Annotated in this window: 16 protein-coding genes and 1 pseudogene; 9 read left to right on the plus strand and 8 right to left on the minus strand. The window is 64.7% G+C overall.

Annotated features, from left to right (window positions below):
• Positions 1 to 281: 281 nt before the first annotated feature.
• From ACFYXB_RS40625 to ACFYXB_RS40635, 3 genes are read right to left on the minus strand one after another with little or no spacing between them, the layout of a single operon-like run.
• A complete protein-coding gene (locus ACFYXB_RS40625; protein ID WP_389590112.1) occupies positions 282 to 479 on the minus strand; it encodes a hypothetical protein in 198 nt (65 codons plus the stop codon).
• The gene (locus ACFYXB_RS40630) at positions 476 to 1,777 is read right to left on the minus strand and encodes an FtsK/SpoIIIE domain-containing protein (RefSeq protein ID WP_389590114.1); all 1,302 of its coding nucleotides are present in this window, start codon (positions 1,775 to 1,777) and stop codon (positions 476 to 478) included. The genes ACFYXB_RS40625 and ACFYXB_RS40630 overlap by 4 nt, the downstream gene beginning before the upstream one ends.
• On the minus strand, positions 1,777 to 2,130 hold the full coding sequence (locus ACFYXB_RS40635) for a hypothetical protein (protein ID WP_389590115.1): 354 nt from the start codon (positions 2,128 to 2,130) through the stop codon (positions 1,777 to 1,779). The genes ACFYXB_RS40630 and ACFYXB_RS40635 overlap by 1 nt, the downstream gene beginning before the upstream one ends.
• 168 nt (positions 2,131 to 2,298) lie before the next feature.
• Here ACFYXB_RS40635 and ACFYXB_RS40640 point away from each other — a divergent pair, with 168 nt between their 5' ends.
• A complete protein-coding gene (locus ACFYXB_RS40640; protein ID WP_389590116.1) occupies positions 2,299 to 3,081 on the plus strand; it encodes a GntR family transcriptional regulator in 783 nt (260 codons plus the stop codon).
• Between the two features lie 368 nt (positions 3,082 to 3,449).
• Here the strand turns inward: ACFYXB_RS40640 and ACFYXB_RS40645 are convergent, their stop codons facing one another.
• A complete protein-coding gene (locus ACFYXB_RS40645; RefSeq protein ID WP_389590117.1) occupies positions 3,450 to 3,746 on the minus strand; it encodes a hypothetical protein in 297 nt (98 codons plus the stop codon).
• A gap of 320 nt (positions 3,747 to 4,066) precedes the next feature.
• Positions 4,067 to 4,624 (minus strand): ATP-binding protein, encoded by a 558-nt coding sequence (locus ACFYXB_RS40650; protein WP_389590118.1) that lies wholly within the window; start codon positions 4,622 to 4,624, stop codon positions 4,067 to 4,069.
• A 198-nt stretch (positions 4,625 to 4,822) separates the two neighbouring features.
• Between ACFYXB_RS40650 and ACFYXB_RS40655 the strand changes: the two genes are divergently transcribed.
• The gene (locus ACFYXB_RS40655; RefSeq protein WP_389590119.1) at positions 4,823 to 6,199 is read left to right on the plus strand and encodes a sporulation protein; all 1,377 of its coding nucleotides are present in this window, start codon (positions 4,823 to 4,825) and stop codon (positions 6,197 to 6,199) included.
• A 3-nt stretch (positions 6,200 to 6,202) separates the two neighbouring features.
• On the opposite strand, the gene ACFYXB_RS40660 is transcribed toward ACFYXB_RS40655, so the two are convergent.
• Positions 6,203 to 7,117 carry an aminoglycoside phosphotransferase family protein gene (locus ACFYXB_RS40660; RefSeq protein ID WP_389590121.1) on the minus strand — a complete coding sequence of 305 codons (915 nt, stop codon included), beginning with the start codon at positions 7,115 to 7,117 and terminating at the stop codon, positions 6,203 to 6,205.
• Between the two features lie 412 nt (positions 7,118 to 7,529).
• On the opposite strand from ACFYXB_RS40660, the gene ACFYXB_RS40665 reads away from it, so the two are divergent.
• The 5 genes from ACFYXB_RS40665 (at position 7,530) to ACFYXB_RS40685 (ending at position 16,880) form a co-directional block, all read left to right on the plus strand.
• Positions 7,530 to 8,966 (plus strand): hypothetical protein, encoded by a 1,437-nt coding sequence (locus tag ACFYXB_RS40665; RefSeq protein WP_389590122.1) that lies wholly within the window; start codon positions 7,530 to 7,532, stop codon positions 8,964 to 8,966.
• Between the two features lie 834 nt (positions 8,967 to 9,800).
• A complete protein-coding gene (locus ACFYXB_RS40670; RefSeq protein ID WP_389590123.1) occupies positions 9,801 to 11,294 on the plus strand; it encodes an N-6 DNA methylase in 1,494 nt (497 codons plus the stop codon).
• Positions 11,291 to 12,799 carry an N-6 DNA methylase gene (locus ACFYXB_RS40675; protein WP_389590124.1) on the plus strand — a complete coding sequence of 503 codons (1,509 nt, stop codon included), beginning with the start codon at positions 11,291 to 11,293 and terminating at the stop codon, positions 12,797 to 12,799. Before ACFYXB_RS40670 ends, ACFYXB_RS40675 begins: the two co-directional genes overlap by 4 nt.
• Entirely contained in the window at positions 12,796 to 13,944 is a 1,149-nt protein-coding gene (locus tag ACFYXB_RS40680) for a restriction endonuclease subunit S (RefSeq protein ID WP_389590125.1), read from the plus strand. The genes ACFYXB_RS40675 and ACFYXB_RS40680 overlap by 4 nt, the downstream gene beginning before the upstream one ends.
• Entirely contained in the window at positions 13,941 to 16,880 is a 2,940-nt protein-coding gene (locus ACFYXB_RS40685) for a type I restriction endonuclease subunit R (RefSeq protein WP_389590127.1), read from the plus strand. Before ACFYXB_RS40680 ends, ACFYXB_RS40685 begins: the two co-directional genes overlap by 4 nt.
• A 441-nt stretch (positions 16,881 to 17,321) precedes the next feature.
• On the opposite strand, the gene ACFYXB_RS40690 is transcribed toward ACFYXB_RS40685, so the two are convergent.
• Together ACFYXB_RS40690 and ACFYXB_RS40695 are read right to left on the minus strand one after the other, a co-directional pair.
• Positions 17,322 to 18,776, minus strand: a complete 1,455-nt coding sequence (locus ACFYXB_RS40690) for an ATP-dependent endonuclease (RefSeq protein WP_389590138.1) — start codon at positions 18,774 to 18,776, stop codon at positions 17,322 to 17,324.
• A 162-nt stretch (positions 18,777 to 18,938) separates the two neighbouring features.
• Positions 18,939 to 19,058, minus strand: a pseudogene (locus tag ACFYXB_RS40695) (AAA family ATPase); the annotation flags it as partial.
• Positions 19,059 to 20,210: 1,152 nt separating this feature from the next.
• Here ACFYXB_RS40695 and ACFYXB_RS40700 point away from each other — a divergent pair.
• Together ACFYXB_RS40700 and ACFYXB_RS40705 are read left to right on the plus strand one after the other, a co-directional pair.
• Complete coding sequence (locus ACFYXB_RS40700; protein ID WP_389590129.1) at positions 20,211 to 20,528, plus strand: trypco2 family protein; 318 nt, start codon at positions 20,211 to 20,213, stop codon at positions 20,526 to 20,528.
• Between the two features lie 50 nt (positions 20,529 to 20,578).
• Entirely contained in the window at positions 20,579 to 21,736 is a 1,158-nt protein-coding gene (locus ACFYXB_RS40705) for a trypsin-like peptidase domain-containing protein (RefSeq protein ID WP_389590131.1), read from the plus strand.
• The last annotated feature ends 83 nt before the right edge of the window (positions 21,737 to 21,819 follow it).

A 21,819-nucleotide genomic window follows, 5' to 3' on the forward strand; every position in this document is an offset into this window, starting at 1 on the left:
ACGGCGCGCCTGTCAGCCGGGGTGAACTCCGGGGTGATGGTGGTGACCTTCCGGGGTGGGCCGCCGAAGCGGCCGGGATGGTGGTGGGTGGTGGCGCGTTGTCGGTCGTGGGGATCGCCTCCGTTGCGTGCACGGGTGGTGGGTGGTTCAGCGGATGGTTCCGGTGCCCCGGCAGACGCGGCAGCGCCGCAGTCGTCCGGTCCAGGTGCGGCGGGCGCCGTCGCCCTTGCAGTGGGGGCACCTCACGCGGGGCATAGGCATGGTCGGAGTCCCTTCGCTGGTCAGGTGTGGGAGAAGCCGCTGATGACCCAGGTGACGAGGCCGTGGATGGTGAAGATCACGGGGGTCTGGCCGAGGTAGAGGCCGAAGAGGCCGACGCAGACCGCTTCCCAGGCGCGGACGTCGCGGGAGCGGACGAGGAGGACGGTGATGATCCCGAAGATCACCGCGAACGTGAATGCCGTTCCTTCGCTGATCACTTGCTCTCCCCTTCCAGCGCCGCCAGGGCGCGGTCTATGGCGGGCAGTTCCGGCGTCATCTGGACGTACTTGCGGGCCGTCGAGACGGCTTCATCGGTGGGGGTGAGGTGGGAGCGTGCGCGGCTCCAGCCGCCGTCCGGGCCGGTACAGACGGCGACGCCGCGTTCCTCGGCGGTGATGGACTGGGCGACGGTCACGGCGTCCTTGTTGAGGTCGCCCAGGGCCATCTCTGCGGTGCCGGGGTCGTTGACGCGGTGGCAGATGCGGCCGCCGAGTTGGGCGCGCAGGGCGGTGACGCCGGGGCCGAGGTCGGAGCCGACGCGTTGGCCGGCCACCACCAGATGGATCCCGAGGGCTGCACCGAGCTGGGCTAGGCGGAGCAGGAGCGTGGAGCACTGCTCCGCCTCTGCCTTCCCGTCGCGGGTGCCGTCGGACAGGTACAGTTCGGCGATCTCGTCGACGATCACGACGACCGGCACCGGCCGCAGCTTGTCCGGCAGCTCCCAGATGGAGCGGACCCCGGCCGTCCGGCACGCGCTCATCCGATCCTGCATGTCGACGACCAGGGCGGAGAGCACCGCGGCCGCTTCACGCCTGCACGTGGCGAGCGCGCTCAGCCGCCGGGCGAACAGGCCGAGTTCCATGCCGCCCTTGCAGTCGATGCCGACCAGGGCGACGGGCTGAGTTGCGAGTTGGGTGATCAGGCGGGCGAGAAGGGTGGACTTGCCGGACCGTGTGGCACCGGCGATCAGCCAGTGCGGCACGAGCCGCAGGTTCATCACCCAGGCGCCGCCGCTCTCCAGCGCCCCGATGAGCGCCGAGAGCAGCTCGACATGGGCCGTGGCTAAGCCGGGCCGCTGAAGCGGGTCCGTGGCCGTGGCGGTCAGCAGCACGAGCCCGCGCTCCGGGGAGGTGACGCGGACCGCGTGGACCTTCCACGCGTGCACCAGCGCATCGGCCGCCTTCATGTACGTGGCCGGAGTCTGGCCCGCGTGCAACCGCACGATGAGGGTCAGGCCCATGCGCGTGGCGCGGGGGAAGGAGATCCGCGGAGCCACCGGCCGCAGAGGGTCCCCCTTGACGACCAGGTCCCCGAGCAGCCCCCGCGGAGGGCGCCGGGACACGACAAGGTCGTTGAGCACGGCCACCTTGCGCCACGTCGCCAGCACCCGACACGCGGTGCCCGGGTAGCCGACCAGGTACCAGTGCCACGCCGGACGATGCCGGCGCACCAGGTCACCGACGACCAGCACCCACGCCAGCACGGCCAGGGCGAAGGCGAGAAAGACGGGTCCCATCACGCGGCACCGCCCGCGCCCTTGCCCTGCGCCGCCGAGTCGTGGACGGGCGTGATCGCGTCCGCGCGGAAGCTGACGCCGTGCCGCTCGCCCATCGACCAGACGAACGCGGTCAGGTCGGTGACCCTGACGATCTGTCCTTCCTCGATGCCCTTGGGGGCACCGCTGACGGCGATCTCGATGACGGAGATACGCCGTCCGTCCTGCCGCACGGTGACGGCCACGGTCCAGACCGGGTTGCCGTCCCGGTCCCTCTTCACCTCCTGTGTCTCGGAGTTGGTGATCTTCGCTTCCGGCGCGATGGCGCACCGCAGTACGCCCAGCCGCGCCGTGTCCACGGGAATGGACTGCATTTCGTTGGCCTCCTTGGCCAGTCAGGACGCCGGTTCTGATACTGACGTCACTTGTCCTAATGAGTTGTGACTATGAAGTCCTGTACGTCGAGAGCGCAACTACTTATGCTGACGAGTGATGTCGCGCGTGCGACGTGCCTATGACCCCGACCCGTCGGAGATGCCCAGATGTCGGAGATCCAGCGCCCCGGAGCCCTCTACCAGCAGGTGGCCGCAGCGATCCGCGAAGCGATCCTGTCCGGCGAGTTCGCGCCCGAGTCCCTGCTGCCGTCCGAGGCCCAGCTCATGGCCCGTTACGGCGTCTCCCGGCCCACCGTGCGCAACGCGATCGCGGCACTGCGCGCGGAAGGGCTCATCGACGTCCGGCACGGCAAGGGCAGTTTCGTGCGCTCCAGCGGGCAGCCGGTCCTGACCATCGAGCGCCGCATCAGCCGTACGACGGAGGGCACGTTCGTGATGCCCAACGGCGACATCTGGCAGGAGGCCGAGGAGCCGGCCACCTACCGCACCCGCACCACAAAGGACACCGGCCGACTCCTTCAACTTGACGCGGAGGAAGCCCTGTTCGGCTGCGACCGACTGCTCGTTGACCCCGGCACCGGGACGCGCGTCATGCACCGCACGCTGATCCCCTTCGAGGTCGCCGAAGCCGTACCGCTGCTCGGCAAGGAGCCGTGCAAGCCACCGGCCGCGATCTACTGGGTACTCACCAAGGCCGGACACACCCTGACGTGGACCGAGACGGTACGCGCGCACATGCCGCTGCCCGACGAGCGCACCACACTCCAGATCCCCGACGCGGCCCCCGTTCTGCACGTGGCCCGCACCGCGCACGATGCCGACGACCGCCCGCTGTTCCTCGAAGAGCTCCGCTTCGGCGCCGACCGTGCCGAACTCGCCTACCGGATCACCGCCGACGACAAGCAGCCCGCACGACGCACCCGCGGCTGAGCGCTGACGAGGATCGGTCGAAACAGCCTTCACTTCCTCAAGGGCGCGCCTGCGGCGCGCCGGGGCGCCCGGCCGCCCCGGCCGGGCGTGCGGCGTGCCCGCCGGTCCCGTCCGGTCGGCCGACACCCCGCAACACAGGACGCCCGAGCAGTCGAGGCGACGGCCGGCCATCGACTCCGAGCCGCGGGCCGCGCCGACATTGCCGAGCAAGAACAGGCAAGCGTGGTTGCTCCCGGTGAGCGGCTGAGCGAGACATACGCGCACCAGCCCGTTCGTCACGCGGCATCGTCGTGGCTGACTGTCTGCGGCCGAGGCATCGGGCACGGCAGGAGGTGAGCCAGCGAGGCGAACACAGGCACCAAGCCCCCTCACACCGCACCACCATGGCCATCCGTATGCGACTCCAGGAGCTGAGCGAGCCGTTCCACCACGCCGGGCCAGCCCGCCAGCCGTACGACACCGCACCCGTCCTCGTTCGTCGAGGCGACGGCACGTACGGCGGACAACTCGAAGCCCGCCCCCAGAAGCGCGCGGTTCAAGCGGTCGGCAGCCTCACGCGCCTCACGCCACCCCGTCATGTAGTCGACGCCGGACACCCACAGACCCGAGTCCGCGCCCGGCACGTCGAGACCATCACTCAGCCAACCCTCACCTGAACCAGTCACCTTTCCCACCTCTGCCCTGATCTCGTAACGGATCGTCAACTTCCTTGGAGCAGGGCCGGAATGCAGCACGACGGCCCCGGTACCATCAGGCACCGGGAACCGTCGCGTTCCCAGCCGGGCCACCCTTCGCTTACCAGGGCAGATGGGGTGGCCCGGCCTATATAGGGATGTGAAGCGCGGCCCCCGACTCGGGAGGGGAGCCCCCGGACGTCCGAGAGGCCGCGCCCCTTCGGCCGGAGTGGTCAGACTCCGGCCAGTGACCGAATCGCCGCCCGCTCCCGATCGCGAGGGAACAGATCAGGGCGGCGATCCGGCGCCTGTCAGGCCGAGAGTTCGGCCCTCGACTCGTCAAGATCGAAGCGGGACCACACGGTCTTGCCACCTCGCTCGTCCGGCGTCCACCAAAGCGCCGTCGCCAGTCGCTGCACGATGAGCAGGCCACGGCCGGAATCCGGCAACACAGCTTCGGACAGCTCTCCCACCAGGCCCGGCGTGAACGCCTCACCCACCGGAAGCAGTGGAGGCGTCGAATCCTCATCGGAGACCCCGATGAACAGCCACTTCGGATACTTCTTGAACGTCACGTCGATGCGCCGACAGGAGCCCGGCAGGGCCCGACGCCGGTCCGGCACCGCATGGTTGACCACGTTCCCGACCAGCTCCGAGACCACGAGCCGGGCGTCATCCACGAGGTCACCGACACCGACGCCCCGCAGGAAGACGACCGTCAAGTCGCGCGCGACGCGTGCCGTGTCACCGAACTCCGCGAAGAGCGTCAGCGTCAGAAAGTGCCCGTCGGCCGACGGATCCGGCGCCGCGAACCAGTGAGCGAAGGCGTCCAACTCACCGCCCACGCACTTGAGTTTCCCCGCGTCCATTCGCATTCCCTTCCGAGCCTCCGACACTGGTTGCTGCACGCAAGCCAGTACACGGCGCCAGGCCCGTGACCGGGAGCGTTCACCACGGGGTTCGGATGAACACCGGCAAAGGCAAAGGGGGTTCACGAATGAACCCCCAGGGCACGACAGCTGTGACACGATGAACACTCGCCGTCATTCTCGGGTTGGCAGGGGAGCATGAGCCGAGAGCCAAACGCGCAGTTGATCGCAGTCATGAGCGAAGCCAAGATCTCGAACAAGGGCCTCGCAAAACGCATGACCGACGAGGCCGACCGCCGAAGCGTCGAGCTGGGAACAACACACGTATCCGTACAGCGATGGCGCAACGGCTCCAGCATCCGGCCGCAGACAGCGGCGATCATGGCTGACGTTCTCTCGGCCAAGCTCGGCCGGCGCGTCACGCCTGGAGATCTCGGATTCTTCGGCGACTCGAAGGCGACCCCGCCGCAGCCGATCGGCTACCCGAGCACCGTCCCGGACGTTCTATCCATGCTCGATGGCCTAGCCCAGGAGCGCGCCGAGGCCCCGGCCTCAGACCACCTGATCATCGCGGAGGGCGATCTCAGCTCTGCCGTCCTGTCATGGATGATCGCGCGCCCCGACGGCATCCAGGCCGACAGACCTGCGCATCAACGAGTCGGCATGCGCGACGTCCGCGCGATCCGCGACGCCGCCGACATGTTCATGCAGCTCGACTTCAAGTACGGCGGAGGCCACGGCCACAAGGCACTACGCCACTACTTCCGCCACGAGGTGCTTCCCCTCCTGGACGCGAGCTACAGCCAGAAGGTGGGCACGGCGTTATTCGGCGCCGCCGCCGAGGTGTCCCAGTTATTGGCGTGGACCGCGTACGACACCGGGAACCACCGTCTCGCCCATCGCTACCTCACCTCCACACTGCGCCTCACCCAGGTCACTGGCGACCGCATGTTCGGCGCCCGCATCCTCACCAACCTGAGTCACCAGGCCAACTATCTCGGCAACCACGCCCAGGCCATCCAGCTAGCCCGAGCCTCGCTGGAAGGAGGCAGGGGCAAGGCAACACCGCGTGCCATGGCACTATTCGCAGCCCACGAGGCCCGCGCATTGTCCAACGCGGGAGACGCTCGCGCAGCCGGGCAAGCCATGAACGAAGCCGAACGCCACTTCGAACGTGCCGACACAGCCGAAGATCCAGCGTGGCTCAGCTACATGGACGCCGCCGAACTTCAAGGCGAGATCTGCCACTGCCTCCGCGACCTCAAGCAGCGCCGCGAAGCCGTCGTGCACGCCCAACGAGCCGTGGACAGCACCGACCCGAAGTACGCCCGCACCCTCGGTTTCTGCCGCATGGTGCTCGCCCAGAGCCAGCTACTCAACGGCGAGTTGGAAGCCGCCGTCACGACCGCAAGCCTCGCAGTCGACGGCGGCGACTCCCTCCAATCAGCCCGCTTCCGGCGCTACGTGACCGACTTCCAGAAGGAAGTCAGCGGGCACACAGCGAACCCCGCCGTCACCGCCTTCAACCAAACGGTGCACGACGCACTCACACGCCTGGACGAAGACGACGAGTAGCAGCTACCAGGGCCGCCAGTCCCGAGGCGCATCATCGTTGCGCAGGCCAGCGATGCGCCGGCGGTACTCGGCCGCGGTTTCCTCATCCTCCTGCACGTTCTGCATGAGCCAGGTCGTCATGCCGAACTCCTGGATACCCCGCAGCGTCTCGTAACCAGGCCAGTCGTACAGGTCCCGCCCGTACGCGGCCACGAAGTCGGCGTACTGTTCGTCGGTCTGCCACCCGAGGCTGTGATGCTCGACGGCTGTGACCATGAGATCCCACTCGGGGTGGTCGTAGCAGAAGGCTTCGAAGTCGATCAGGTTGACCCGCCCCTGATCATCGACCATGAGGTTCTGCACATGGGCATCCCCGTGCACCGGCCCCTTAGGCGTCTCGAACTTCAACTCGGCGTACTTGTCTTGGAGCTCCCGCCACCGCTTCCGCAAGAAGACCTTGTCATCCTCGGGGATCACAGCCCGATCCATCCGCAGCTCTTGCTTGTCGAAGGGCGAGAACGACGGGAGCACAAGACCGTCCGGCAGAGCCAGCGAGTGCAGTTCCCGCAGGACACCGCCCAACTCCCCATACGTCGCCTTGCGGTCGCCCTCGACGATCAGATGCCAGAAGGTCGCGGGGTGACCCTCGATCAAGAATGGCTGCTCCAGGTCCTCGATGATGCGAGCAGCAGGGAACCCTTCGTCCGCCAGCCACCGCGACACCGCCACTTCAGTGCGGGCCGTGGGCAACCACTCCTCGCCCCGAGCCACGCGAACGATCGCTGGCACTGAGGCCAGCCGAAACAACGCGTTCTCCCCGAGGCGGATCAACTCGGCGTCTCTGTCATCGAGGCCGGCCGCCCGGCACGCGGCAGCCATCACCCGCGCAGCCCTCGCCGAGGTAAACCCCTCTTCCGTGCGAGCAGCGTCAACCGCCATGCCCGTACCAGCTCCCCTAGTCGCGCGATCAACCAGCACACGCCTACGGGTGACCAACCCGACGTGCGCCGGACACGACGATGACCGTACCCAGCCGCAGCCGATCGAGGCGAGCTGCAGCATTCAAGGACGGGGCACATGCCCCGGCTGGCCGCTGACGCTCACCCCCGCTCCATGGAATAGGGCAGTCTGGTTCTCCCGCCACCGGGCGAATGTCAGGACGCAACCCACGCAGGTCCTGGTTCTCGACGACGGCCGAACCCTCACTCCAGCCGCCAACACGGGTCCGGCTGCTGATTCGAAGCTGTTGGCCAAGTGTTTAGAGAATGCGTTGCGCAGAAATGACCGGCGCGGTGCCGACTGGCTCTGGCATGCTTGCCTGTTCGCCTGACGGCGGGCCCTGTTCCACCGCATGAGCATGTTCCTGCCCCCTGAGAGGTCTCCGATGCCCACTGCTCACGAGCCCTTGCACCGTGCCGCCGCCAATCTCGTCACAGCGGTACTTGCCGCGCTGGCCGAGAGGGCAGTCGAACCTCGCTTCGTCCCTCAGCGGGACTATCGCTCCTGGAAGCGATCCCAACAGGAAGTCTTTCTGGGCCAAGAACACGAACTGTGGCAGCACCCGATCGAGTTCTCCTCCAGTGACTGGTGGTGCAGCCTCCCCGCATACCAGGCCCTGCGCACGGTCGTTGAGGACCACGAAGTGCTCCGCACCCGGCTGGATACCTTGGTCGGCTTCCCCTCTAGCCTCGTCCGCCGCCAACTCGACACCGTAGTGATTCGGTACCTGCTGACTCCCGTGGTGGAGGCGACCCGTGCATACCGCTTCGATCGCGACGCCTTCGAAGCCGCGTATGCCGCGATGGAGGCCGGGCTTCTTACCGAGACTGTGCGCCTGGTCGAGTACGTGCCTCTTCTCGGGTTCGACATGTCTCCGTCTCTGGCGGGCACCTCTCTTCCGGACGGGCTGACCATACGGCCGATGAGCGATGTGGAGCTGTCCGAAGCCGTGCGGGTGATGGGCATCCCCATCGGCCAGTTCACCAGTACGAATTCCTTCATCCTCTCGCGGTTCCACCAAAACGCCCTCGTCCTCGAACGCGACTTTCCCGTGCGCAGTGGTAGCGACCAGCGTCCCGACGCCGCAATGCCCTCGCCGTTCGACGACGCCGCTCGCCGCATGCTCACGGCCCTGCGCATCGTGTGCGGCGGCTCGGTCACCTACGGCCGCCCAATGCGCCTGCAGAGCCAGGAGGACTTCGACGCCCACCGCTACGCCTCCGCCATCCTCACCGAGGTCCATCATCCTGCCGAGGACCGTCCCACCCTCCTCGTTGACCGGGCCAAGGTGGAGGAACTGCGCGAGGTGTACGCGCTCCTGAGTGACCCCCGCATTCTGGGCATGCGTTTCCTGCAAAATGCCATGCGTCGCCTAGTCATGGCTGGCAGCCGCGTCCTGCCCGAGGACCGCCTAATCGACCTATGCATCACGGCAGAGTCCCTGTTCATACACCACTCCGGGCTCCCTCGGACACAGAACAAGCGTGAACACCTCGTTGCCGGCGCGAAGGCACTCCTGACTAGAGACCCAGAACTGGAGACCGCGGACCGGCACATCGAGCGTCTGATCCGGGACGCCTACCGGCGACGCAACACCGAGATGCACGGAGATGTCGCGGAAACCGAACTCCATTGCCTCCTCGACGGCTCCACGACCCACGACCTACACGCCCTAGTCAGCGACCTCGAACGTCTGCTGCGCCGCACCGCCCGCCTCTTCCTGATCCGGGCTACCGCCCCCGGAAGCGGGTATGGGACGATCACCAGACCCATGACCACCTCTTCATGAGAAGCCTGCAGCACGCCCCATCGAGGCTGACCGTCAGAGCACGCTCAGGGCCATGTCTCACCTGAGCTGGGGCCCAAGCATGACCAGGCGGCTTCGCGACGTGGACTATGGGCTTGGGTGGTCATGGAGGTCCGGTGAGCTGGCCAGTCGGCCGTCAAAGGCTTCTGACGGGTCGGCTGGATCTGCTGGACACCACTGCTGTATAGCAACGGCTCCGGAGGCCCCTTGGGGACCCGGCATCGTCGCTGGTCAAGGGCCTATGCCATGTTGGAAGGCTTGGCCGCGTCCACGGATGGTCCACGGCTACTCGGCGCCCATTGGAGCGGGCGATTCCCTCTACTTACCGACTTCGGCTACGGGCAGAGCCGCCCGTGGCTCACTTCATGGACTCCGCGTCGCGGACACGCTGAACGATCTTTTCCCGCTCGCGTCGTTCCGAAGGGGTAAAGCCGTTGTGGTCGGCGACTTCATCGTCGGCGGGCGCCTGGTCAAGGAGCTGATGCGGATCGCGTCCAGTTCCGCGCGGCGTGATTATTGACTCCAGCTGCGCCCGGTCGGCATCCGGCTCCGGGAATGGCAACCGGCAGGACCAGTCGCTCTTCTAGCAGATTGCGGAGTTTTAGACACCTTTTGTCCCATAAGTGCATCATGGATGCGGAGCTGTAGGACTGGACTGTGAGGTCGAAACCTTGACCGTATTCGGTACAGTCCTGGCGAATCCCGCTAGGCTCCGACGTGTGCTCGCCGGGACGGCAAGCTGAGCAAGTCGAGTGTAGAAACGGGCAGTGATCAGTGGGGTCAAGTGCGGTCGGCGTGGGGCAGCAGGAGCTTCTGGTGCCGTTGACGCTGGGGGAGCTGGAGTCGTATCTGGCAAAGGCGGCTGATCTGCTGCGGGGCAGCGTCGACCAGGCGGACTTCAAGGCGTACATCTTCCCGTTGATGTTCTTCAAGCGGATCAGCGATGTGTACGACGAGGAGTACGCCCGCGCGCTGGACGAGTCGGGTGGCGACCACACGTATGCGGCGTTCGAGGAGAACCACCGGTTCACCATCCCCGAGGGATGCCACTGGGCAGACGTGCGCGAACGCACCGCGAACGTCGGTGAGGCACTCAAGACTGCCTTCCGCGGGATCGAACAGGCCAACCAGGGCACGCTGTACGGCATCTTCGGCGGCGCGACCTGGACCAACAAGGACAAGCTCCCAGACAGCAAGCTAATTGACCTGATCGAGCACTTCTCGACCAAGACCCTTTCAATCTCCCAAGCCGCCCCCGACGTGCTGGGACAGGCGTACGAGTACTTGATCAAGCGGTTCGCCGACCAGTCCAACAAGAAGGCCGGCGAGTACTACACCCCGCGCGAGGTGGTCGCGCTGCTGGTCAACATCCTCGACCCCCAGGAAGGCGAGACGGTCTACGACCCGGCCTGCGGCACCGGCGGCATGCTGATCGAGGTCATCCAGCACATCAAGGCCCGCGGCGGTGACCCGAAGACCGTGCTCGGCAAGCTGTACGGCCAGGAGAAGGTGCTCACCACCTCCGCGATCGCCCGGATGAACCTGCTGCTGCACGGCGTGGAGGACTTCCATATCGAGCGCGGCGACACGCTGCGCGACCCGGCCTATTTCGACCACGGCCAGCTGGCCATGTTCGACTGCGTGATCGCCAACCCGCCGTTCTCGTTGAAGAATTGGGGCCGCGAGCAGTGGGCCTCCGATTCGTGGGGACGCAATGAGCTGGGCGGGGTGCCGCCAAAGGGGTACGCCGACTGGGCTTGGACCCAGCACATGCTCACCTCCGCCGCGCCCACTGGAGGAAGGGTCGCGGTCGTCCTTCCGCAGGGCGCCCTGTTCCGTCAGGGCGCTGAGGGCCGCATCCGCGAGCACGTCCTCAGAGCCGGCTTCGTGGAGGCCGTCATCGGCCTGGCGCCCAACCTGTTCTACGGCACCGGCCTGGCCGCCTGCGCGCTGATCCTGCGTCGCCAGCGTCCCGCCGAGCAGCAGGACAAGGTGCTCTTCCTCAACGGAGAGATGCTCTTCAAGCGCGGCCGCAACCAGAACACCCTCGAACCCGAGCACGCCGAGACCCTCCTGAAGATGTATCAGGAGTACGCCGACGAGCCCGGCCTGGCCGCGGTCGCGACCTTGGACGGCATCAAGGCCAACGGCTGGAACCTGAGCATCCCGCTCTACGTCGGGCCCGCCGAGGGCGGCGAGCAGATCACCTTGGAGCAGGCCTTGGCCGACCTGGAGACCGCGCACGCGAAGGTCCGCGAGACCCGCGCAGCGCTGGAGGCCGAGCTGGCGAAGTGGGGGCTGGGCGCATGACCACGACGAACCCGAAGCGGATCTCCCAGCGAGAACTGGAGTCCTACCTGTGGGGCGCCGCAGTGCTGCTGCGCGGCCTGATCGACGCCGGCGACTACAAGCAGTACATCTTCCCGCTGGTCTTCCTTAAGCGCCTCTCCGACGTCTACGACGAGGAGCACGCCGCCGCCCTGGAGGTGTACGGCGACGAGGAGCTCGCCGAGCTCCCGGAGAACCACCGCTTTGCCATCCCCGACGGCGCCCACTGGGCCGACCTGCGCAAGGTCACCAGCAACGTCGGCACCGCACTCAAGGCCGCGATGCGGGCCATCGAGTCTGCCAACCCCGACACCCTCACCGGCGTTTTCGGCGACGGCGAGTGGACCAATAAGGACCTGCTTCCCGACTCGACCCTCTCGGACCTGATTGAGCACTTCTCGACCACGACGTTGTCGGTGGCGAACCTGCCCGAGGATGAGCTCGGGCAGGGCTACGAGTACCTAATCAAGAAGTTCGCCGACGACTCCGGCCACACCGCCCAGGAGTTCTACACCAACCGCACCCTGGTGCACCTGATGACGATGATGCTCCAGCCCGAGCCGGGGGAGTCGGTCTACGACCCCACCTGCGGGACCGGCGGCATGCTCATCTCCACCGTCGCCGAGCTAAAGCGCCAGGGCAGGGAGTGGCGCAACCTGCGCCTGTACGGCCAGGAGCTCAACTACGGCACCTCGGCGATCGCGAAGATGAACCTCTTCCTCCACGGCATCGCCGACGGCCACATCGCCCACGGCGACACCCTCGCCAAACCGGCCTTCCTCCACGCCCACGGCCGGCTGCGGACCTTCGACGTCGTCCTGGCCAACCCGCCCTACTCCATCAAGGCCTGGAACCGGGCCGCCTTCACCAAGGACCCCTACGGCCGCAACATGTGGGGCGTCCCGCCGCAGAATCGGGCTGACTACGCCTTCCTGCAGCACATCGCCAAGAGTCTTGCCCCGAGGACCGGCCGTGCTGCGATCCTTCTCCCACACGGTGTGCTGTTCCGGCGTGACGAAGCGACTGTACGCGAGGGCTTGGTCGAGTCGGACATGGTTGAGTGCGTGCTCGGCCTCGGAGAAGGGCTTTTCTATAACTCGCCGATGCCAGCTGCCGTCGTCATTCTGCGCACCCAGAAGCCGCGGGAGCGTCGGGGGAGGGTTCTCCTGATCGACGCCAGCAAGGAGGTAGCGCGCGAGCGGGCGCAGTCGTTTCTGCGCGCCGCGAACCAGACGAGGATCCTCGACGCCTACCAGACATTCGAAGCCATCGACGGATTCGCCGCCCTGGCCACCCTGGAAGACATTCGCCAACGGGGGTACTCACTCGCCATCTCCTCGTACGTCACGTCGTCGACAAGGAGCGGCGCCACGGCCGAAGGTGTGTCGCTCGAAAGTGCGCTGGTGAACTGGCGGACGGCTGCGGATGAGTCTGATCGAACAGTTGCGGACGTTCTGGCCTTGCTTGGTGAGGTGGCGCCCAAATGACCCTAGACCTGGACCGAGCTTCCTGGAAGCGAGTTGCCCTCGGCGACATCGCCAAGCACGTCACCGACCGGGTCGACGCCGAGACCTCAGGCATCGAACGCTTCCTGGCCGGCGAGCATATCCCCAGCAATGACCTCACGATCACCCAGTGGGGCGTGATCGGGCGCGACCCGATCGGACCGATGTTCTACAAACGGTTCAAGCCTGGCCAAGTCCTCTACGTCTCTCGGCGTTCCTACCTGCGTAAGACGGCCGTCCCGGACTTCGAGGGCATTACCGGTGAGAAGACCTTCGTGCTTGAGAGCCGCGATGAGACGGTTCTGCTGCAAAGGTTCCTGCCGTTCGTCCTCAGCGCTGAGGTGTTCCATGCCTACGCGGTGGCCAACTCCCGTGGCTCGGTCAACCCGTACATCAACTGGACCGAGCTCGCGAATTATGAGTTCGACCTCCCACCCCTCGACGAACAGCAGCGCCTCTCCGACCTCCTCTGGGCGCTGGAGAGGTACAGGTTGAGCATCCGGGAGCGAGCTGACCATGCTTGGGATGCGGCGGCCGTGGTGCTTCGTCATGCGTGGGAGGCTGAACGCAAGCTCACCATCGGAGACATCGGCAAGTGTGTTACGGGTTCAACGCCTTCGAAGGCGAACGCCGACTACTGGAATAGTGAGGATGTTCCTTTCTACACGCCATCCGAGATCGATGGTGAGTTCATCGCGTCCGCTAGGCAGCGAGTGAGTCTCGCTGGCGCGAAAGTGGGCCGGATGCTGCCAAAGAACGCAGTAGCTGTTGCGTGTATTGGTGGTGATCTTGGAAAGTCCGCGATCGTTATCGAGCCGGGTATCTCAAACCAGCAGATCACGTCCGTCATAGGTCTACCCGCCGACGACGCTGAACTTCTGCAAGCCGTCCTGGCTCATCCACTTGGCCGTGCAGCGCTGGAGGCGCGCGAGACCACGACAATCGTACGTAAGCTCAACAAGGGCGATCTCATGAAGGTCGAGGTTCCGTGGCCTGCGGATCGCACGACCCTGCACGCGGTGATCCGGGCAAGACGCACCGCAACCGTAGGTGCCAATGTTGAGGCATTTCGACTCGCCAGCCTTCGAAGTGGGATCACCGCTGAGATATTCGGAGGTGCCGAGTGACGTTCAATGAGGCGAACACGGTGCGCGACTTGGTCCGGGATCTCGTGGCGACCGATGATGTTCAGTTCGTGCCGGGAAGCCATCTGCCACGGCGCACCGATGAGGTGTTGCTGGCACAGCAGGTGCGGGAGGCGTTGATTCGCCTCAACCCGGCGATCGAGGTGGATCCGCGTCTGGCCGATGAGGTTATCTACCAACTTCGGGCAATCCTGATTTCGGCTCGGAACACGCCGAATCCGGTGGTGGCGAACGAGGAGTTCGCGGCGTGGCTGACGGGGCAGAAGTCGATGCCGTTCGGGCCGGACGGTGAGCATGTGACGGTGCGGCTGATCGACTTCGGCCACCCCGGCGAGCGCAGTGCAAATAACTGGATCGTGTCGTCCGAGGTGACCTACAGGGTCGGGCAACTAGAGCGGCGATTCGACCTGGTGATCTGGTGCAACGGCTTCCCGTTGGTCGTGGGGGAGGCGAAGTCGCCGGTGCGGCCGGCGTACACCTGGATCGACGCGGCAGCGCAGGTGAAAGAGGACTACGAAGTCAACGTCCCGGCGTTCTTCGTGCCGAACGTGCTCAACTTCGCCACCGAGGGCAAGGACTTCCGCTACGGGTCGGTCGGGATGCCGGTGGAGCTGTGGGGGCCGTGGCGGGCGGATGAGTCTGGTGACGACCACACGCCGGTGCAGGTAGGCCTCGCGGCGGTTAAGGAGGCGGTCGGAGGCGTTCTGGATCCGGGTGCGATCTTGGACTTCCTGCGGTTCTTCACGCTCTTCGCGACCGACAAGAACCACCGCAAGATCAAGGTGATCGCGCGGTTCCAGCAGTTCCAGGCGACCAACCTAATCGTGCAGCGGGTGCTGCATGGGCGGATCAAGCAGGGGCTGATCTGGCACTTTCAAGGGTCGGGGAAGTCGCTGCTGATGGTGTTCACCGCGCAAAAGCTGCGCGCGATGGCGGGGCTGACCTCGCCGACGGTGATCATCGTGGTTGACCGGATCGACCTGGACACCCAGATCACCGCGACGTTCAACGCCTCAGACGTACCGAACCTGGTCTCAACGGAGTCCCGCAAAGAGCTACAGGAGCTCCTGGCTGCGGGGGCGCGGAAGATCATCATCACCACCATCCACAAGTTCGGCGAAGCGCTCGGTGTTCTGGACGCGCGCGACAACATCATCGTGATGGTCGACGAGGCCCACCGCTCCCAGGAGGGCGACTACGGCCGCAAGATGCGCGAGGCGCTGCCCAACGCGTTCCTGTTCGGGTTGACCGGAACGCCGATCAACAAGCGCGACCGCAACACGTTCATGTGGTTCGGATCCGAGACAGACGAGCACGGCTACCTCTCGCGCTATTCCTTCTCCGACTCCATCCGCGATGGCGCCACCCTGCCACTGCACTTCGAGCCACGCCTCTCGGAGATCCACCTCGATGAGGAGGCGATCGTCGCCGCCTTCGACGAGCTCGCCGACCGCCACGGGCTCACCGAGGAGGACCGCAGCACCCTGTCGAAGAAGGCCGCCTCGCTGGAGGCGCTGATCAAGGCCCCCGCCCGGGTCCGCAAGATCGCCGCAGACATCTCCGAGCACTTCACCACTAAGGTCGAGCCGCAGGGCTTCAAAGCGCAGGTCGTGGTCTACGACAAGGCCACCTGCGTGGCATACAAGGAAGAGCTTGACCGACTGCTCGGCCCGGATGTTTCCACGATCGTGATGTCCGCCAGCCGCGGTGACAAGCTGGCGTGGAAGCAGTGGACGCCCGGTCGGGAGGACTTGGATCGGATCACCGCCCGCTTTAACGATCCGGCCGACCCATTGAAGATCATTATCGTGACCGCGAAGCTGCTCACCGGCTTCGACGCCCCGATCCTCTACGCCCAGTACATTGACAAGCCGCTGCGCGAGCACACCCTGCTCCAGGCAATCTGCCGCACCAACCGGGTCTACCCGCCCGCGAAGACCCACGGCCTGATAGTGGACTACCTCGGCATCTTCGACGACGTCGCCAAGGCCTTCGAGTTCGACGACAAGTCCGTTCAGCAGGTCATCTCCAACATCGCGGTACTGCGTGAGCAACTCGGGCCGGCAATCGAAGCCGCGCTGGCGTTCTTCCCTGGCGTCGACCGCACCGTCGGCGGATATGAGGGCCTGATCCAGGCGCAGACCGCGATCGACTCTGATGAGTCCCGCGACGCATTCGGAGCTGTATACAGCGTCGTCGCCCAGCTGTGGGAAACCCTCTCCCCGAACCCTATCCTGTCCGAGTACGAGTCGGACTACCGCTGGTTGACCGACGTCTACCAGTCTGTGCAGCCTATCGACGTCACCGGTCGGCTGGTCTGGCACGCGCTGGGCGCCAAGACCCTCGAGCTCATAAACGAGCACGTCACCGTCGAGGTCCCCCGCACCGACCTGGAAACCATCGTCCTCGATGCGCAGGTCATCGAGGACCTGATGACCGGCAAACGCAAGGACATCGACCCCGTCGAGGTCGAGAAGTGGATCACCGCCCGCATCTCCAAGCACGTAGGCAACCCGGCCTTCATCGAGCTCGGCCAGCGTTTGAATGCTCTGCGAGAGAAGTACGCCCACTCCCAGCAGGCTTCGCTTGAGTTCCTCAAGGAGCTCTTCGCGCTGGCGCGAGACACGGTCGCAGCGGAGAAGGCCGCCGCTGAGGTGCCACGCGAGGAGCGTGGCAAGGCCGCTCTGACCGACCTCTTCGAGTCACTCAAGGGCGAGGAGACCCCGATCACCGCCGAGAAGGTCGTCGACGAGGTCGACTCCGTCGTCCGCAGCGTCCGCTTTGACGGCTGGCAGGGCACCAACGAAGGCGATCGCCTCGTCCAGCAGGCGCTCCGCAAGGCGCTCTACATCAAGTTCAAGATTCACGACCAGGATGTCTTCGGGAGGGCACTGGGATACATCCGGGAGTACTACTAGCTGCTCCTTGTCCTGGCCTGGGGGGAAGGGCTCTTGCCTCCAGGGCTTTACGAGAGAACACCTGTAGCAAAGGGCCAGGTCCGGGGCCTTGTACCAAGGAATAGTTTCCAGCGGGGACAGGCGTGGCAGTGCACCGCACCCAGGGCCCCGGAGGACCATTTCGAGGGGTAGACGGCTGGCGGAGGAAGCGCCGCAGGTCCTTCTCTCGCTCTGTCTGGCCCGGACCTCTCGCACGGCGCTCTGTACAGCCACAACTGATCACGGGCGGCCGTTTCGTCGACGTTGGTCACCATCGAGCGCCCTGTCACGGCCCCAGGACGGCCCGGGAGGGCGCTCATGCGTAGATCCCTGCTCTGAGAAGGTGTCGCCCGGGCCCCGATCACCTCGGGGCTTGAGTGGTACACCTGTGGCAGATCTGGCAACACGTGGAACGTGCCAGCCCTAATCGGCCAGGGATTCAATCTTCCGCAAGAATGTACTCATTTCAACGGGGATCTCCTCCGTCTTTGCCGCTCTTGCGACAGCCTCAAAGGAGACGGCCTTGTACTTCCGCTTTTGTAGCTCTTTATTCAGGCCAGCCAGCACCTTTTTGGGAGGACAAACAGAGTACCGAAATTCACTCCGCTTCCAACCCTCGCTTAGGTCGTTCAACCCCTCTTCATTGATCTCGGCAACATCGCGGCCCGTACGCTTCTCCGATGCAAGCCTTTCTGCCAGAAGGCGTGATGTGACTTTATTCTGCATCTCACCCATAACGGTTTCGATGATGCTATCAACCTCAGCGACAGGGCACTTGGAGAGTCGTGCGATAGTTTCGGGAATGATGAGGTAGCTCTCCAACTCCTTCCGCTTCCAGATGTGTGCCTGCACCATGGCGCTGTCGAAGCGGTTCTCTACATCCTTAACTTGGCTGTCAGTTCGATAATCACGGTCCAGTAGGACTAGGGCTTTGACGGACTTACCCAAAAATTTCCGAAGAAACCATCCAAAAGCCTCCGCATGTTCCCACTTGGAGTACCCATTCATGGGAACTACGGCAAGAGTGGTCTCCTCTGAGATCCGACCAAGACCCAAGGTCTTCGAAACAAGCTTGAGGATCCTGACATCCTTACCCTCTACGAAGACCACGCCCTTAGCCCTCAGTGCTTTCGCCATGGCCAAGTTGAACACGCTGCCCAGTGCCGAGTGTAGGCCCGTCAAGTTCTCGTCTTTGGGTGCCCTTACAGCTTGGCTCCTTGTCTTGTCTACCCAGACAATAGATGCTGGGTCGGCCTCTGTGAGGACCTCTGTCGAGTGGGTCGCTAGGACGACTTGAGAGTCCATGTATTCCAGGAGCCGCACCAACCTCCTCTGGAGATCGGCATGTAGAAAAACCTCTGGTTCATCTAGGACGAGCGTCGGAAGATCCTGCGCTCGATAAAGGTGTAGAAGTAGCTGGAGCCAGATCTGAACTCCGTCGCCAGCCCATACTATTTCCTTCTCTGACCCGCTCCTCCCCTCAGTAAAGAACACGTCGATGCTGGAGGTATCGTACTTTGTCACTGGGCGCTTCAGGCTGATTCCTGCTAGCCAAGGGCTTGCGAAATTCATGAAGTCGTCCCACTCGCCTGAATTGTCGAGCATTCTCAGCTGGTTTCTGAAGTGGCGACTACTGAGGCGAGTGTTGAGGTTCTTCTTGACCGTCTCGACTTCCAAAATCGGCTCTTCGTGTTCCAGGGGAGACAGTGTGGGAATCACGCCGATAGTCGAGAAGTGCGCCTTCGCTTGTGCGACTGAACGAGGAGGATTTCCGGCAGGATCGAGCAAATAGAAGAACGGGGTCGGCTCACCTTCGTATGGGCGCCGCTCTGGCCAAACGGCCCTCATCTTACTTCCGTTTTTCCAGACGAGTTCCATACTCGTTTCGTGATCTCGAAAGTTGTGGCGAATGCTCTCGCTGAGCGCCGCAAAATCGCGAGTGGGCACGGTATAAGACAGATAGTAAGATCCGTTATGAGGGTTGGATGTGCTTGGCCGAACCCTTTTCGCAAGCCTAAGGCACGCTTCAGCCAGCCGAAGCGCTGTCAAGATCGTACTCTTCCCAGCGCTGTTGGGGCCGACAAGCAGCGAAGAATCTCGAAAAGAGATGTAGAACGACTCGAATGCCTTGAAGTTCTTAAGTCTAATTTCCCGAATCAAAGAAGACTCCCGAGATTCACCCTAGCTTCGTCTGTTTGTCGTTTTACCACGCCGCTTGCCGGGTGTGCCATGCTTTTAGAAGAATTCGAACATTTAGTCGCTCCAGTCGCCTCTGCGGTGGAACGGGTTTGGCCGGTGGCCTGCCCGGTCTGGGGTCGAGCATGATCAGGGGGCCGTACGCTGGTTGGCAACTCGGGCAGGCTTTGGACCTGCCCGCAATGTCCACGAGTGGCCCCCTCGTCTTGCTCGACGCGGGACCCGGACCGGGGAGGTGGCTAAAGCCGTGGAGCCGACCGGCCTCAGCCACAGAGGGTTTTCCTGCTCTGCCCGCTGCTCGTAGCGTGCCGCCGGGCGCGGCCAGCCGGGGCGGAGACAGGAGGCAGGCCGCGCCGCAGAGGCGGCGCGCGCCCGCGCCGTGCGCGGGCCTTGAAACTCCGCAGAGAAGGTTGTAACTCAGCCGTGGTCTGAGGCGGAAAACTAGGCTGAGTCACAGATGCTTAGTCAGGAACGACTCAAGCGTCCACACCACGGCACAGTGGCCGCATCAAGCTCAGACCCACTCCATCTCTGAGTGGACGTCCGACGAGCCTCCAGGCCCCGGGAGAGGCGTACATGACCCACTCTGCGGCGCGCCGGCCGCCGCCGACTCGTAGCGCCGACAGCAGCCAATGCCGCAGTCGCCTCGTCCTCGCTCACGCCCTCCAGCGCCTCAGCGATCCGCGACAGTGCCTCGCTCACCTCAGTGCGTGTGACCGCTCGAAGCAGGGGCCGACGCGGCGTTCTTCACCGTCAGCGGCAGCAACTTCTTCCCGCTGTTACTTACTTGTGGCCAAGTATCCATCTGCGGACACAAACCGCAGCCGATGCAAGATCTGGGCTCTGTCCTGCAGATTGTTAGGCCGTCTCTGCTTCAGGCTTTGTGCCGGGGAGGGGGGCCGCCGGTGCGGGGGAGCCTCAGGGGCTCCTCGGGAGGCAAGGCCTCGGAGTCCGTGCCGGGTGCCGTCGTGCCGGGCACGGCTGGCCGGTTGTGTCAGTGCCCTGCTGCCATCGCAGCCTGGCAGGGCGGCAGATCGCCATCCCCGGCACTTCTCCGGTCATCAACCGTTACTCTGCCGACCTGACGTCACCTCAGCGAATCCGGGGGAGCCACTCATGTCGCAGGAGCTGTGGGCGGGATTGTCCGAGGCCATCACCGCAGTCCGTGCCGAGTTGGAGCAGGCTATGGCCGACGGTCACGGACACACGATGCAGTTCCGTACCGGGCCAGTGGAGTTGGAGTTCGCCGTGGATGTCAAGAAGGACGGCCAGGCGGGTGCGAAGGTGTCGGTCCTGCCCTGGAGTGCCAGCGCCGAGGCGAAGGCCGGGTACGCGGCCGGCACCGCTTCTCGCCTGAAGATCACCTTGCATCCGGTCGACGAGCACGGCCAGGATCAGAAGATCGGCGACCACACCCACCAGCGTCCCCAATAATCCTCCGACTGGCGCCCACTTGGTGAGATGCAGAGAACGGGGGTCCACGAGTGGACGTGCAACGGGTGGTGGAGGTCTGGGACCCGGCAGGCCGGATCGCCGGGACCGGTTACCTGATCACGGACCGCTTGGTCCTGACCACCTACCACAACATTGAGCATGCGGGATCCACTCCCGAGCGTGTGGTGGAGGTGCGCCGGCTCGCCCTGCACGGAGAACCGCCGACCACGTGGGTGCCAGCCGAGGTGGTGTGGCCGGAGCAACCGCTCCGCATCGAGCAAGACCCGCACACCGATGTCGCCCTGCTGCTCATCACCGACTCGGCCTGGCAGCCTCCCGTATCTGCGACACCGGTGCGTTGGGGGCGTCTGCCCCCACCCTCACATGGTGCCGCCGGGGCACGGGTCGCCTGTGTCGCGGTGGGGTTCCCACAGGCCGAGCAGCGGGACGGAAAGCGCGACACCAAGCAGATCAGAGGGCATATCGAGACCCTGAGCGGCTTGAAGTCCGGCCTGATCACCGCGCACATCGACCATGTTGCCACCCCCAGTACGGCCGGTGCGCCGTCGTCCTGGTCTGGGGCATCCGGGGCCGCCCTGTTCTGCGGGAACCTGCTGACCGGGGTCCTGACCACGGACCGCGCGAGGCACTACCCGGGCACCCAGCTCATCGCCGTTCCCCTGGCCACGCTCGCCGCTCGCCCTGGCTTCACCAGCACCATCAAAGCCGCAGGGAACCCCCTGTCCCTCGAAGACATCACCACCTGCGCCAGCAGCGACCACCCCCCAGTAGGCCCATACGACGATCATTCGCAGCTGCCACCAACCTCACCAACAGGTTTCTCCAATAGCGTTGACGGCGGCGCCGTAAATGGCGACGTATTCCAGGCTCAGAACATGACGCTTCATACTCAAAAGCCTTCTAAAAAGCGCTGGCTGGACGAAAAGTTCTATGAATCACACCAAGGGTTCCAAAAGACCTGGAACAAGGTGGACAGGGCTCTGATGGAGCTTTGGGGAGCGCTCCACAGATATTCCCTGGCCTATATATCCCAGATCGTCAGCGGAGGTCGGGAACAGAAATCGCCCTCTGATGACGAGGTGAACTCGGCCCTGAAAAAGCTGGAAGATCTCGCATGGGAGCTGTCAAACTTCGAGCTAGAGATGGCCACGTTAAGCCCATCGGGGCTGCTGCGCCTAGTGCTCTGACCGGGAAGGTTCGCCGGATTGGCGGTTGCGGCGGTTGGATGTGTGGTGACATGCGATCCGACTGTCGGGGGGTGTGGTGGCTG

This window comes from Streptomyces sp. NPDC002619, from assembly GCF_042889305.1.
Lineage (GTDB): Bacteria > Actinomycetota > Actinomycetes > Streptomycetales > Streptomycetaceae > Streptomyces.